The organism is Methylibium sp. T29, assembly GCF_000576205.1.
GTDB classification, from domain to species: Bacteria; Pseudomonadota; Gammaproteobacteria; order Burkholderiales; family Burkholderiaceae_C; genus Methylibium; species Methylibium petroleiphilum.
Window position 1 is genome coordinate 36,211 of sequence record NZ_AZND01000001.1, and the last position, 13,447, is coordinate 49,657.

Annotated in this window: 9 protein-coding genes and 2 pseudogenes; 2 read left to right on the top strand and 9 right to left on the bottom strand. The window is 65.7% G+C overall.

All coding sequences use genetic code 11. The features are described from left to right. Positions 1–12 precede the first annotated feature (12 nt). From aroB to x551_RS00185, 6 genes and pseudogenes are all read right to left on the bottom strand, one after another. Entirely contained in the window at positions 13–1,773 is a 1,761-nt protein-coding gene (gene aroB, locus x551_RS00160) for a 3-dehydroquinate synthase (protein ID WP_253950255.1), read from the bottom strand. Continuing rightward, a pseudogene (locus x551_RS00165) lies at positions 1,770–3,934 on the bottom strand (type IV pilus secretin PilQ). The gene aroB and the pseudogene x551_RS00165 overlap by 4 nt, the downstream one beginning before the upstream one ends. A gap of 23 nt (positions 3,935–3,957) precedes the next feature. Continuing rightward, positions 3,958–4,503: a pilus assembly protein PilP gene (locus x551_RS00170; protein ID WP_081771143.1), complete on the bottom strand. Its 546-nt coding sequence runs from the start codon at positions 4,501–4,503 to the stop codon at positions 3,958–3,960. Continuing rightward, entirely contained in the window at positions 4,500–5,222 is a 723-nt protein-coding gene (locus x551_RS00175; RefSeq protein WP_036229397.1) for a type 4a pilus biogenesis protein PilO, read from the bottom strand. Before x551_RS00175 ends, x551_RS00170 begins: the two co-directional genes overlap by 4 nt. 10 nt (positions 5,223–5,232) lie before the next feature. Beyond that, positions 5,233–5,877, bottom strand: coding sequence for a PilN domain-containing protein (locus tag x551_RS00180; RefSeq protein WP_036229400.1), 645 nt, complete (start codon positions 5,875–5,877; stop codon positions 5,233–5,235). Continuing rightward, entirely contained in the window at positions 5,877–6,932 is a 1,056-nt protein-coding gene (locus x551_RS00185) for a pilus assembly protein PilM (protein ID WP_036229403.1), read from the bottom strand. Before x551_RS00185 ends, x551_RS00180 begins: the two co-directional genes overlap by 1 nt. Positions 6,933–7,194: 262 nt before the next feature. On the opposite strand from x551_RS00185, the pseudogene x551_RS00190 reads away from it, so the two are divergent. Next, a pseudogene (locus tag x551_RS00190) lies at positions 7,195–9,573 on the top strand (penicillin-binding protein 1A). 37 nt (positions 9,574–9,610) lie between these two features. On the opposite strand, the gene cyaY reads toward x551_RS00190, so the two are convergent. Further along, on the bottom strand, positions 9,611–9,976 hold the full coding sequence (gene cyaY / locus x551_RS00195) for an iron donor protein CyaY (protein WP_011830691.1): 366 nt from the start codon (positions 9,974–9,976) through the stop codon (positions 9,611–9,613). Between the two features lie 191 nt (positions 9,977–10,167). On the opposite strand from cyaY, the gene lysA reads away from it, so the two are divergent. After that, the gene (gene lysA, locus x551_RS00200) at positions 10,168–11,442 is read left to right on the top strand and encodes a diaminopimelate decarboxylase (protein ID WP_036229404.1); all 1,275 of its coding nucleotides are present in this window, start codon (positions 10,168–10,170) and stop codon (positions 11,440–11,442) included. Positions 11,443–11,461: 19 nt separating this feature from the next. On the opposite strand, the gene x551_RS00205 is transcribed toward lysA, so the two are convergent. Both x551_RS00205 and x551_RS00210 read right to left on the bottom strand, forming a co-directional pair. Continuing rightward, on the bottom strand, positions 11,462–12,457 hold the full coding sequence (locus tag x551_RS00205) for an oligopeptide/dipeptide ABC transporter ATP-binding protein (RefSeq protein WP_036229468.1): 996 nt from the start codon (positions 12,455–12,457) through the stop codon (positions 11,462–11,464). Next, a complete protein-coding gene (locus x551_RS00210) occupies positions 12,454–13,443 on the bottom strand; it encodes an ABC transporter ATP-binding protein (protein ID WP_036229407.1) in 990 nt (329 codons plus the stop codon). The genes x551_RS00205 and x551_RS00210 overlap by 4 nt, the downstream gene beginning before the upstream one ends. Positions 13,444–13,447: the final 4 nt, after the last annotated feature.

Genomic DNA, 13,447 nt, shown 5'->3' on the forward strand with positions numbered 1-13,447 from the left:
GCAGCGTGGGAATCACGTACAGCGCGAAGCGAGGACCTGACGCAAGGTTGCATCCGGCACGCTGCGCAGCACGGCATGCCCGATGGCGTCGAGCAGCACGAACTTGATTTCGCCGGCTTCCGCCTTCTTGTCGAGGCGCATGAGCTCGAGATAGCGATCCGCCCCCAGGTCCGGCCCCTTCACCGGCAAACCCGCACGGTCGATGAGCCGGATCAGGCGCTCCGCGTCCCCCTCGGGCAGCAGGCCCAGTCGCGCCGAGGTTTCGGCTGCCATCGCCATGCCGCAACCGACAGCCTCGCCATGGAGCCACTCTCCGTAACCCAGACCGGCCTCGATCGCATGACCGAAGGTATGGCCGAAATTGAGAATGGCTCGAAGGCCGGCCTCGCGCTCGTCCTGCCCGACGACGGCCGCCTTGATCTCGCACGACCGTCGCACGGCATGGCGCAGGGTGGCCACATCGCGAGCAAGCAACGCATCCAGGTTAGCCTCGACCCAGCCCAGGAAGCTCGCATCGGCGATCGGCCCGTACTTGATGACTTCGGCCAGGCCGGCGCGCAACTCCCGCATCGGCAGCGTGCTCAACGTCTCCAAATCGACGACGACGCAGACCGGCTGATGGAACGCTCCGATCATGTTCTTGCCGCGCGGGTGGTTGATCCCCGTCTTGCCACCCACGGAGGAGTCGACCTGCGCCAGCAGCGTGGTGGGGACCTGAACGAAGGGCACCCCGCGCATGTAGCTGGCTGCGGCGAAGCCGGTCATGTCGCCGACCACCCCACCGCCCAGCGCATAGAGGATCGTCTTCCGATCGGCGCCTCCAGCCAGCAGCGCGTCGAAGATCAGGTTCAGCGTGGTCCAATCCTTGTGGCTTTCGCCGTCGGGCAGCGTGATGAGCTCGACCTGTGCGTGCTTTCCGCGCAGAGCGTCCCTCAGGAGCTGCGCATAGAGCGGCGCCACCGTGGTGTTGCTGACGATGACGGCCAACGGGCTGCGCGGTACGCCTGCAAAACTTTCGGGCGCGCGCAGCAAGCCCGAGCCGATGCGTATGGGATAGCTCCGCTCGCCGAGGGCGATATCGATGGTCTCGATGCCGGAGAGAGGAGTCACAGAGATCGATGACATGCCCGAAGTGTACGGGCCCAGTTCGAGCGTCCTAGCGCGGCGGCTCGACGGCGGAGGCACCCGGTTCGCATCGACGATCCCGGCCAGCTCGAGTTGCATCAGGATCATGCCCACCAGAGTCTGGACCGTCGGCCTCCCCGTCTCGACGACAAAATGCGCAGTCTCGCGGTACAGCGGATCGCGCTCGCGATAGAGCTGCTGCAACCGGGCCCGAGGATCCTTGACCTGCAACAACGGCCTTTGCGTGTCGTGACGCAGGCGCCGGTGCAGTTCTTCCGGCGAGGATCGCAGGTAGAGCACCGTGCAGTCCTCGTGCAGAACGCGGCGATTGACCTCCCGCAAGACGGCACCTCCGCCCGTGGCCAGTACGCCGAGCCGGCTGGCACAGAGCTCGCCGATCACCTGCTGCTCAAGATCGCGAAATCGGCCTTCGCCCTCGCGCTCGAAGTAGGAGCGGATCGGTTCCCCGATCCGCTGTTCGATCACCGTGTCGGAATCCGTGAAACTGACGCCGAGCTTCCGCGCCAGCACGCGGCCGACCGAAGACTTGCCTGAACCGGGGAGCCCGACCAGTGCCAGCCGCATTGCAGCGTCCGGCTGCTGCCCGTCAACGGGCCGTCGTCGGTTTGCCGCGACGCCCTCGATCAACGTGCAGCGGCAGTGCGGTCGGTCACGACCTTGGGCGTCAGGAACACCAGCAGTTCGGTCTTGTTCGACGTCCGGGTCTGGCTGCGGAACAGCGCACCGAGCACCGGCACATCGCCCAGCAGCGGCACCTTGGTGTTGTCGATCTGCTCGGTCTGCTCATAGATGCCACCGATCACCACCGTCCCGCCATTGTCGACCAGCACCTGCGTCTTGACGTGCTTGGTGTTGATCAGGATGCCGGCCGCCGTGGTGGCTCCGGGGCTGTCCTTGTTCACGTCGACGTCGAGGATGATGTTGCCTCCGGGGTGATCTGCGGGATCACTTCGAGCTTCAGCGTCGCCTTGCGGAACTGGATCGCCGTCGCGCCGCTGGAGGTCGCCGTCTGGTACGGAATCTCCGTGCCCTGCTCAATGAGCGCCTTGACCTGATCGGCCGTGACCACACGCGGACTGGACACGATCTTGCCCTTGCCGTCCGCTTCCAACGCGGAGATCTCGAGATTCAGGAAGCGATTCATCGCCGAATTGAAGATCGACACCGCGAACGTGGCCGCGTCGTAGCCGTTCTGACCGACGGCGGGCAGATTGACGAAGTAGCTGTTCGTCGACGGTGTGCCTGTGGTTAACCCGCTGCTGTTGATCGGAGGCGCCTGCCCGGTGGCGGCGCCGATACCGAGGTAATTGCCGCCGATGCCGGCGTTCACCTTCGACGACGGTGCGACGGTCGCACCGAGCTTGGCTCCGAGCGAGCGGCCGAAGGTATCGGTCGCCTCGACGATGCGTGCCTCGATCAGTACCTGACGGACCGGGATGTCGATACGGGCAATGATCTGCGCCACCTCTTCGAGCTTCGAGGGAATATCGCTGACGAAGAGTTGGTTGGTGCGCGTCTCGTACACGATGCTGCCGCGCGGCGACAGGATGCGACTGTTGTTCGATCCGCCGCCCTGTCCACCGTTACCACCTTGCCCGGCCTGCTGCCCCGTGAGCCCCTTCGATACTTCCTCGGCCTTCACATAGTTCAGCTGGAATGCCTGAGTGCGGACTGGCTCAAGAGACGCAATCTGCGCCTTGGATTCCAGTTCGAGCTTCTCCTTCGTGGCAATCTCATCCTTCGGCGCGATCCACAAGACGTTCCCGCTCTTGCGCACACCCAGACCCTTGGCCTGCAGGATGATGTCGAGCGCCTGATCCCAAGGAACATCCTTCAAGCGCAGCGTGACATTGCCGGTCACCGTGTCGCTGGTCACCACGTTGAAGTTGGTGAAATCGGCGATCACCTGCAGCAGCGCACGAACCTCGATGCTCTGGAAATTCAACGAGAGCTTCTCGCCGGCATAGCCCGGACCTTGCGTCAGCTTGTTCGGATCGATCTTCTGCGGACGCACCTCGAGCACGAACTGGTTGTCGGTCTGGTAGGCACTGTGTTCCCACACACCGGTCGGCTCGACCACCATCCTGACCTTGTCGCCGCTCTGAAAGGACGACACGGTCCGCACCGGGGTGCCGAAGTCGGTCACGTCGAGACGGCGACGCAGGCTCTCCGGCAGGCTGGACTTCAGGAATTCAACCACCAGGTTCTGGCCCTGCTGGCGAATGTCGACACCCACCTGGTTGCTGGGCAGATCGACCACCACGCGACCGGCACCATCCTGGCCGCGGCGGAAGTCGACGGCACGCAGCACCTGCGGTGCGTCATTGAGGCTGTCGGCAAAATGAACCGGCGCCGCCGTCGCTGGGGCGGCGACGGGAGCGGCCGCCGTGGGTGCGGCCGCAACATTGCCACTGGTCTGCAGCGTCAACACGAGAGTCTTGCCGTCGAGCGTCGCCGAATAATTGCCCGGTTGCTTCAGGTTCAGCACGAGGCGGGTCCGATCGCCCGCCTGAGCGACGTTGACGGATCGCAGGTTGCCTTGGTTGACGTCGACGCTGGAACGGCCCAGTGCGTTGCTCACCCCCGGAAGATCGATCGCGATGCGCGGCGGCGTCTGGACAGCGAACCCTGCCGGCACGGCCCCCAACGCTTCACTCAGTTCGATGCGCACCACGTCGGCCGCGCCCTGCTGGCTGCTGTTGATCGCCTGAATCGCGTTCTCCGCCCACGCGGACACCGCGGAGAAGAACAGCGCGAGCGCGACGGCTGGTGCTCGCCATTGGTTCATGGTCGTGATCTCCCGAATTTTCGTCATCGCGCCTTCTCCTGCAGCTGGAGGGCAGAGGGACGCTCTATCCATTCACCCGCGGCATCCTGAACAACTTCCCGCACGCCCACCTCGGTCTCGGAGATCTTTGTGATCTTTCCGTAGTTTTGACCGAGATAGTCACCCACCTTGACCTGGTAGAGCAGGTTGTCGACTCGCAACAGTGCGAACTGACGCCCTTGCTTGGACACACTGCCGACCATGCTCATGGAGTCGAGCGGATAGGCCTCCAGCGGCTCCTTGCGGCGGTTCATCTCGCCCGCCAGCAGTGAATTCGGCTGACGCGCCTCCTGCTTGAGGGCCACCGCGAGCTTTTGGCTGCTGAACGGTTCTACCGCACGAGCCTGCTCATAAGGTTGCGGATCGAAGCGCTTCGGTGGCGACAGCGGTGCGATGCTGGGGCGGACTTCACGACGCTGCTGGTCCATCCAGGCCTGAAGTTCTTCCTGCTCGGCGCCGCAGGCCGACAGCAGCATCAAGGCTGCCATTGCGGACATCATCAGCGCAGTGCGTTGCAACGGCCTGGTCATTTCTTTGCCCCCGCTGCAGCCTTCTGGCTGGCTTCCCGCGCCTTGCGCTGAGTCTCCACCTCGCTCGGATCAAGGTAGCGATAGGTGCGCGCCAGGGCGTCCATGCTCAGGTTGCCGGTCCCCGCACTGGCTGCATTCTGCGCGCCACCGGGTCCGACGCCGGAAATGTTGAGGTTGTGCAAGGTCACGATCCGGGACAGGTTTGCCACGTCTGCAGCGAAGGAGCCTATGTCGTGGTACCTGCCCGTGACGCGGATCGCGATCGGCAATTCGGCGTAATAGTCCTTGACCGCCACCTGCCCAGGCCGGAAAAGCTCGAACTGCAAACCACGGCCCAGACCGGCCTGGTTGATGTCCGACAGCAGAGCATCCATCTCGGCCTTGCCCGGCAACTGCTTCTCCAGTTGCGTGACGTACTCCTGAACCTGGATCTTCTGCTTGCGCAGTTCGCCGAGGTTCACCGCCTGGGCCAGCTTGGCGCGGTAGTCCTGCCGCAGACCCGGTTCGCGGTCGCGCTCGGCCTGCAACTCGTCAGCCGTCGCCGACAGCAGAACGAACCAGGCCACCACCACCAACGCAGCCGCCACGGCCACGAAGGTCACCAACTTGGGCAGCCACGGCCACTGCCCGGGTTCGTTGGTATTCAGCCCACGGAACTGCCCGGAAAGATCTTGCAGGACGGAGTTCAGATCGAGTGCGGGGTTCTTTTTCGTTGCCATCTGAGCGTCCTCAGGAACGGGGCACCGACGCGGCCGCCGCCGGAGCCGAGGCCCCCGCAGCGCCGGGGACCGCCGACTTGTCCGGCGTCTCCACTTGAGGACGCTTGAGACCGACCTTCACCACGAAATCGAACAATCGCTTCTGCTCGCGGTTGGGCGTCGTCAGGCTGGCCGCCTTGATCTCCACCAACTCCGGCTTCTCGAGCCAAGTCGAGTTGTAGGCAGTGTTGCGCAGAAACTCGGAGACGCGTTCGTTCGTCTGCGCAATGCCGTTGATTGCCACCACCTGACCATCCTGCTTGATCGTGGTCAGGTACACGCCTTCGGGCGTCTGCTTGACGAGTTCGTTCAGAAGGTACACAGGGATGTTGCGATCCGTCTGCAGATCTTCGACGGCCTTCTGACGCGCCTTCAGGCTGTCGATCTCGGCCTTGAGCGTCGCGATGTCCTTGATCTGCTCCTCGAGCTTCTTGATCTCGGCTGTCAGGTAGGCATTGCGCTCTTGCTGGGTGCTGATCATCTGTTGCAGCACCAGGTACCAGAGCGCCGCAATGGCGATACCGGCTGCAGCCGCGACACCCAGCCCGACGAAGAAGGCCTTCTTGCGACGCTGCCGCCGCTCTTCGCGATGCGGCAGGAGGTTGATCAAGATCATTACAGGAACCTCCGCATCGCCAGGCCGCACGCGGTCAGGTAGGCCGGGGCTTCACGGCGCAGCTTGCTCTCGCGCACAGCGGACCCGAGGCGCATGCCTTCGAAAGGATTGACGACCATCGACGCAAAGCCCGTCAATTCGGTCACCCGCTCCTTCAAGCCAGGCAAGGTTGCGGTGCCACCACCCAACATCACGTAGTGCACCTTGTGGTGCGGTGTGCTGGTGAAGAAATACTGCAATGCCCGACCGATCTCCTGCGCCAGACTGTCGACAAACGGCACCAGCAGACTCGATTCGTAGTCTTCCGGAAGATCACTGGCCAGCTTCTTCTGCTCGGCCTCTTCGAACGAGAAGCCATACTGGCGCGAGATCATTTGCGTCAGCTGCGACCCCCCGAAGGCTTGGTCACGGTCGTACAGCAGTTCCTCGTCGCGAAGCACCTTGAGGCTGGTGGTTTCGGCGCCGATCTCGAACAGCGCCACCAACGCATCACGCCCTTCGTTAGGCAAGGCCGAGACGATGCGCATCATGGCCAGACGAGAGGCATGTGACTCGATATCCAGCACGACCGGCTTCAGCCCGGCGGCCTCGGCGAGGCCCTGGCGATCCTGCACCCGATCTTTCCGCGACGCAGCAATCAGCACCTCGACGTCGCCGACCGAGGACGGGCTCGGCCCGACGACACAGAAATCCAGGCTCACCTCATCCAGCGAAAACGGAATGTACTGATTGGCCTCGGACTCGACCTGGAGTTCGAGTTCCTCGTCACGCAAGCCGGCCGGCAGCATGATCTTCTTCGTGATCACTGCCGACTGTGGCATCGCCATCGCCACTCGCTTGGAACGGGTACCGCTCTTGCTGACGACACGGCGCACCGCGTCGGCCACTTCATCGAATTTCTCGATCTGGCCGTCAGCGATCCAGCCTCGCTCGAAACTCTCGGTGGCAAAACGTTCAAGCACGTACTGGCCCGAGGCGGACTGACCCAGCTCGACGAGCTTGACGCTCGAGGAGCTGATGTCCAGCCCGACGAGCGGCGCTTGCTTGCCTCCCATCAACCCGTCTAGAAAGCCCACACGGTCTCCCGCTCGCCGCTGCACGGCTGTTAAGAAGTTACTTCAATGCTAGCAGTAAAGCCTTTGTGTCCCAATGCTTTCGGGCTGCGCGTCGGCGACCACGCGACAAGCTCACGTTGCAAAACTCACGGTCCGGGCAAGCGCCTAGTCCCCCGCACACCGGGCACCGGTGGGCATGCCGGGACGCGATCCATGTCGTTCGGAGCGCATTTCTATAATCGTTAGGTCCTGCTGGAGATTCATGAGCGCCAAAGATCGCAAACCCTCGCCGACGGCGTCCACATCTTCCCGAGCCGGTTTTCTATCCAACCTGCCCGCCGCGGCCCGGTGGCCCCTGCTGGTCGGCGGGTCGGCACTGGCGCTCGTCGTATCAGGACTGCTGGGTGGCTTCGCGCTGCTGGCGATCGCGTTGGCCGTGGCCTACCCGAACCTGCCCGAGATCAGCAGCCTCACCGATTACCGGCCCAAGCTGCCCCTGCGCGTCTTCTCCGCCGATGAAGTACTGATCGGCGAGTACGGCGAAGAGCGTCGTCTGTTCGCGCCGATCGGTCAGATTCCGAAGGTGATGCGCGAGGCGGTGCTGTCGATCGAGGACGCGCGCTTCTATCAACACGGCGGCGTCGACTACATCGGGATCGTGCGCGCGGGGCTCGCCAACGTCGGCGAATCCCGCAGCAGGGTGCCTCGACGATCACGATGCAGGTGGCACGCAACTTCTACCTGCCGACCGAGAAGACCTTCATCCGCAAGGTGTACGAGATCCTGCTGGCGCTGAAGATCGAAAGCCAGCTCAGCAAGGACCAGATCCTCGAGGTCTACATGAACCAGATCTATCTGGGGCAGCGCGCCTACGGTTTCGCGGCCGCCTCGGAGATCTACTTCGGCAAGCCGCTGAAGGACGTGACGGCCGCCGAGGCGGCCATGCTCGCAGGTCTGCCGAAGGCGCCGTCGGCCTACAACCCGGTCGCCAATCCGACGCGGGCGCGACAGAGGCAGCAGTACATCATCGAGCGGATGTACGAGAACGGCTACCTGACCGAGGAACAGGCCGAGGCTGCCAAGGCTGAGCAGCTCAAGTACCGCAGGGACATTTCGGTCCCACTGCACGCCGAGTACGTGGCCGAGACGGCTCGCCAGCTGATCTTCAGCCAGTACGGCGAGAGCGCCTACACCCGCGGCCTGAACGTCTACACCAGCGTGCGCGCGGTCGAGCAGGAAGCGGCCTACCGGGCGCTGCGCCGAGGCATCACGGACTACGAACGACGGCAGGTGTACCGGGGACCAGAGGGCTATGTGGACCTGCCCGCGGACCCCAAGGCGCTCGACGCCCGGGTCGCAGAAGCGCTTGACGAGCATCCAGACAATGACGAAATCAAGGCGGCGGTCGTGCTCGAAGCCAGTTCCAAGCAGGTCGTGGCCGTGCTGCAGAGCGGCGACACCTTGACGATCACCGGCGAAGGCCTGCGTCCGGCGACCTCGGGACTGTCGCCCAAGGCCGGCCCCAAGGTCCAGATCCGTCGAGGCGCGGTGATCCGCGTCATCAGGGGGGCGAAGGACGTCTGGTCGATCACCCAGGTGCCCGAGGTCGAGGGCGCCTTCGTCTCCATCGACTCGCGCACCGGCGCGATCCGCACCATGGTTGGTGGCTTCGACCATGCGAAGAGCAAGTTCAACCATGTGACCCAGGCCTGGCGCCAGCCGGGTTCGAGCTTCAAGCCCTTCATCTACTCGGCCTCGCTCGAGAAGGGCTTCACACCGGCCACGGTGATCAACGACGCGCCGCTGTTCTTTGACGCGGCCGCTACCGGCAGCCAGCCCTGGGAGCCGAAGAACTACGACGGCACATTCGACGGCCCGATGTCGATGCGCCGCGCGCTGGCGAAGTCGAAGAACATGGTGTCGATCCGCATCCTGGAGGCGATCGGCACCGACTACGCGCAGAACTGGATCACCCGCTTCGGCTTCGACGCCGACAAGCACCAGCTACCTGCCGATGGCGCTGGGAACCGGCTCGGTCACGCCGCTGCAGATGGCCGCGGGCTATGCGGTGTTTGCCAACGGCGGCTACCGCGTCAACCCGGTGCTTGTCACGCGGGTCACCGACAACCGCGGCCGCATCCTGGCGCAGACCGAACCGGCACCGCTGGACGAGTCGGCGCGCGTGATCGACGGTCGCAATGCCTTCGTGATGAGCAGCCTGCTGCAGGAGGTCACGCGCTCAGGCACCGCAGCGCGTGCCCAGGCCACCCTGAAGCGAACCGACGTCTACGGCAAGACAGGCACCACCAACGACTCCCAGGACGCGTGGTTCGCCGGCTACACGCCGAACCTGGTGGCAGTGGTGTGGATCGGCTACGACCAACCGCGCAAGCTCGGCGACCGGGAAACCGGTGGCGGGCTGTCCCTGCCGGTGTGGATCGATTACATGAGCGTGGCACTCAAGGGCGTGAAGGTGACCGAACTCACACCTCCGGAAGGCCTGCTCAATGTCGGCGGCGAGTGGTACTACGAAGAATACGGCCCGGGCAACGGCGTCAGCAGCCTTGGGCTCGACACACCTGCGGCTCCCGCGCCCACTGAGGAAGAGCGCAAGAGCATCCTCGACCTGTTCAAGAACTGATCGTCATCCCGGCAGGTGCGTCGCCGGCGCCATGCCGTCAGATCGTCGGCGGCGCGAAGTTCAAGGGTCGGCCCGCCTGCTCGCTCGCGCAACGCGACAGCGTGACAAAGAAGTCCTCCTCGGTCTTGGTGTCGCACCAGGTGCCTGCCACATGGCGATAGTGAAAGCCGCCGCTGCGTGCCGCCAGCCAGATCTCCTGCAAGGGCGGCTGGGTGTTCACGACGATCTTGCTGCCATTCGGAAAGCTCAGCTCGAGCAAACCGCCGGTGCGCGCTGCATCGATATCGACCACATCGTCCTGCAGCCAGCGATCGACCTGCAGTTCGATGCCGCCCAGCACGGCTCTCGTCAGCGCCTGGTAGTCGGCGTCGCTCAGCGCAGAGGCGGGGGTCGCGGTGCTCATTCGTAGAATCCGATGATGTTGAAACCTGCTTCGATTCTAGGCAGCCGCATCTCCGTGATCGCGGTGTGTGCTTTGCTGGGCGGACTGACCCTGGGTGGCTGCGGCCAGAAGGGCGCGCTCTACCTGCCGGGATCGTCGAAGCCCGCGCCGGCTCCCGGCCAGGCCGCCTCTGCGCCCACCGGGGTCGCCCGATGACGCTGCCCGGCGCCCCATTCGTCGCCTACCGCGGCACGGAGTTGTTCATCGACGGTTGCGCGGCAAGCGAGCTTGCGGCACGCTTCGGCACCCCGCTTTACGTCTACAGCCGCCGCGCCATGCTCGCCGCGCTGGCGCCGTACCAGCGGGCGCTGGCCGGGCGGGAGCACCTGATCTGCTACGCGATGAAGGCAAGTTCGAGCCTGGCGGTGTTGCAGACCTTCGCCCAGGCCGGATGCGGCTTCGACATCGTCTCGGGTGGCGAACTCGATCGCGTACTGGCGGCCGGCGGTGACCCGGGCAAGGTGGTGTTTTCAGGGCTCGGCAAGACGCGTGCGGAGATGCGGCGTGCGCTCGAGATCGGCGTGCGCTGCTTCAACGTCGAAAGCGAGGCGGAGTTGGACGTGCTGTCCGAGGTGGCGTTGTCGCTCGGCCGGGTCGCCCCGGTCAGCCTGCGCGTCAACCCCGACGTCGACGCGAAGACCCACCCCTACATCTCCACCGGACTGAAGGGCAACAAGTTCGGCATCGCGCACGACCGGGCCGTCGCGGCCTACCGCCGCGCGGCGCAGCTCCCCGGGCTCAAAGTGGTGGGGATCGACTGCCACATCGGCTCTCAGATCACCGAGATCGCGCCCTATCTCGATGCCGCCGACCGCGTTCTGGACCTGGTCGAGGCGATCGAATCGAGCGGCCTGCGGATCCACCACCTCGACCTCGGCGGCGGCCTGGGCATCCAGTACACCGATGAACGACCGCCAGCCGCCGACGCCCTGATCGGCGCACTGCTGGCGCGCCTCGACGCCCGGGGGCACGGTGCGCGCACGCTGGTATTCGAGCCGGGTCGCTCGCTGGTCGGCAATGCAGGTGTGCTGCTGTCCGAGGTGCTGTACCTGAAGCCCGGTACGCACAAGAACTTCTGCGTCGTCGATGCCGCCATGAACGACCTGATGCGTCCTGCCCTGTACGAAGCGACGATGGGCATCGTGCCCTGCCGACTGCGGGACGGCGTGCCTGTCGTCTACGACGTGGTCGGCCCGGTGTGCGAATCGGGTGACTGGCTGGGCCGTGACCGTGCGCTGGCACTGCAGCCGGGCGATGCCGTCGCGGTCCTCAGCGCCGGAGCCTATGGCATGAGCATGGCCAGCAACTACAACAGCCGCCCGAGGGCCGCCGAGGTGATGGTCGATGGCGACGTGGCCACGCTGATCCGTGAACGCGAACCCGTCGCGGAGCTGTTCCGCGGAGAACATTTGCTGCCCGCTGACTGACGTCCTCCGGCGGGGCAGCTCAAAGCCGCCCTTCGCTCACGGCGTGGCAGGCCACGCGGATGCCGTCGATCGCCTGCCAGGCCGGCCGCTCGCGCCGGCAACGCTCGTCGGCATGCGGGCAGCGCGGATGGAAACTGCAGCCGCTGGGTGGCTGCAAGGGGTTGGGCACTTCGCCTTGGACCGGTATGCGCGGCCGCCCGCTCATCTGCAGATCGGGCACCGCATCGAGCAGCATGCGCGTGTACGGATGCCGGGGCCGACCGAACAACGTGCGCTTCGGCGCCAGTTCGACCAGCCGGCCGAGGTACATGACACCCACCTGATCGGCGACGTGTCGCACGACGGCGAGGTTGTGCGAGATGAACAGGTAGGTCAGGCCGCGCTCGCGCTGCAGGTCCTTCATCAGGTTGAGCACCTGGGCCTGCACCGACACGTCGAGCGCCGAGGTCGGCTCGTCGCACACCAGGAAGTCCGGCGACGTGGCCAGCGCCCGCGCGATCGAGATGCGCTGGCGCTGGCCGCCCGAGAACTGGTGCGGGAACTTGCCGGCGTCTGCCTCGGCCAGCCCCACGGACGCGAGCAGCGCACCCACGCGCTCGCGCAGGGCCGCGGGCCGGCGTTCCACGCCCTGCTCGATCAGCGGCTCGGCCACGATGGACTGCACGCTCCAGCGCGGGTTGAGACTGGCGTAGGGGTCCTGGAAGATCATCTGCAGACGGTGCTGTGGCCCGGCCAGCACGCGTGACAGGTCTTCACCGCCGAATCGCACCGATCCGCTACTGGGCCGGTGCAGGCCGACCAGCAGCCGCGCCACCGTGCTCTTGCCGCAGCCCGATTCGCCGACCAGCGCCAGCGTCTGGCCGCGCTCGATCACGAAGTTCACGCCGTCGACGGCCTGGACGGTCTGCCGCGGCCTGCGCGCCAGCACACGCTCGAACCACGGAGGGGAGACGTCGAAGTGCTTGACCAGGTCGCGCACCTCGACCAGCGGCAACGCCTCGCCCGGTGCACTCATGCTGGCCGCTCCGCTGCTGCCTCGACCAGCCAGCAGGCCGCCCACGTGCGGCCCGCGTCCGACAGCGTCGGACGCTCGGCGCGGCAGCGATCGAAGGCGTGCGGGCAGCGCGGATGGAAGGCGCAGCCGACGGGAATCACGTCCAGCCGCGGCATGCTGCCGTCGATCTGCGCGAGCCGCTCGCGGTCTTCGTTCATCGACGGGATCGAGCGCATCAGACCGACCGTGTACGGGTGCCCCGGCGCGTGCACCACGTCGCGCACCGCGCCGATCTCGACGATGCGCCCCGCGTACATCACCGCCACCCGATCGCAGGCCTCGGCGATCACTCCCATGTCGTGCGTCACCAGCATCACCGCCGCGCCCTGCTCCTTGCACAGGCGCTTGAGCAGGTCGATCACCTGAGCCTGGATCGACACGTCGAGTGCGGTGGTCGGCTCGTCAGCGATCACCAGCTCCGGGTTCGCGGCCAGCGCCAGCGCGATCACGACCCGCTGACGCATGCCGCCGGAGAACTGGTGCGGGTAGTGGTCGATGCGTGCCTCGGGCGCCGGGATGCCGGTGTCGCGCAGCAGCGCCACGGCGCGCTCCCGCGCCGCACGCGCGTCGAGCGGCAGGTGGGTGCGGAGGGTCTCGACCAGTTGCTGGCCGACGGTGTACAGCGGGTCGAGCGAGGTCAGCGGATCCTGGAAGATCGCGCCGATGCGCCGGCCGCGGATGCGGCGCCATGCGGCCGGCGGCAGGTCGTCGATGCGCTGGCCCGCCAGCCAAATCTGCCCGCCGGCGATGCGCCCTGGCGGCTCCAACAGGCCGATGATGGCCGCGCCGGTGAGCGACTTGCCGGCCCCCGACTCGCCGACCACGCCCAGGATCTCACCGGGCGCAATGTCGAACGACAGGCCATCGAGCGCCCGCAGCGTTCCGCGACGACCGGGAAACTCGACCACCAGATCGCGCACCTCGAGCAGGCCGGGCGGCTTCAGCATGGCA

Excerpts from the sequence above, each read along its gene's own strand:
- cyaY (WP_011830691.1), bottom strand. The coding sequence starts at position 9,976 with ATGAGCACCGCGACCCCCGCCTCTGCGCTGAGCGACGCCGACTACCAG.
- x551_RS00180 (WP_036229400.1), bottom strand. The coding sequence starts at position 5,877 with ATGATCTTGATCAACCTCCTGCCGCATCGCGAAGAGCGGCGGCAGCGT.
- x551_RS00170 (WP_081771143.1), bottom strand. The coding sequence starts at position 4,503 with ATGACCAGGCCGTTGCAACGCACTGCGCTGATGATGTCCGCAATGGCA.
- x551_RS00185 (WP_036229403.1), bottom strand. The coding sequence starts at position 6,932 with ATGGGAGGCAAGCAAGCGCCGCTCGTCGGGCTGGACATCAGCTCCTCG.
- x551_RS00210 (WP_036229407.1), bottom strand. The coding sequence starts at position 13,443 with ATGCTGAAGCCGCCCGGCCTGCTCGAGGTGCGCGATCTGGTGGTCGAG.
- x551_RS00205 (WP_036229468.1), bottom strand. The coding sequence starts at position 12,457 with ATGAGTGCACCGGGCGAGGCGTTGCCGCTGGTCGAGGTGCGCGACCTG.
- x551_RS00175 (WP_036229397.1), bottom strand. The coding sequence starts at position 5,222 with ATGGCAACGAAAAAGAACCCCGCACTCGATCTGAACTCCGTCCTGCAA.
- lysA (WP_036229404.1), top strand. The coding sequence starts at position 10,168 with ATGACGCTGCCCGGCGCCCCATTCGTCGCCTACCGCGGCACGGAGTTG.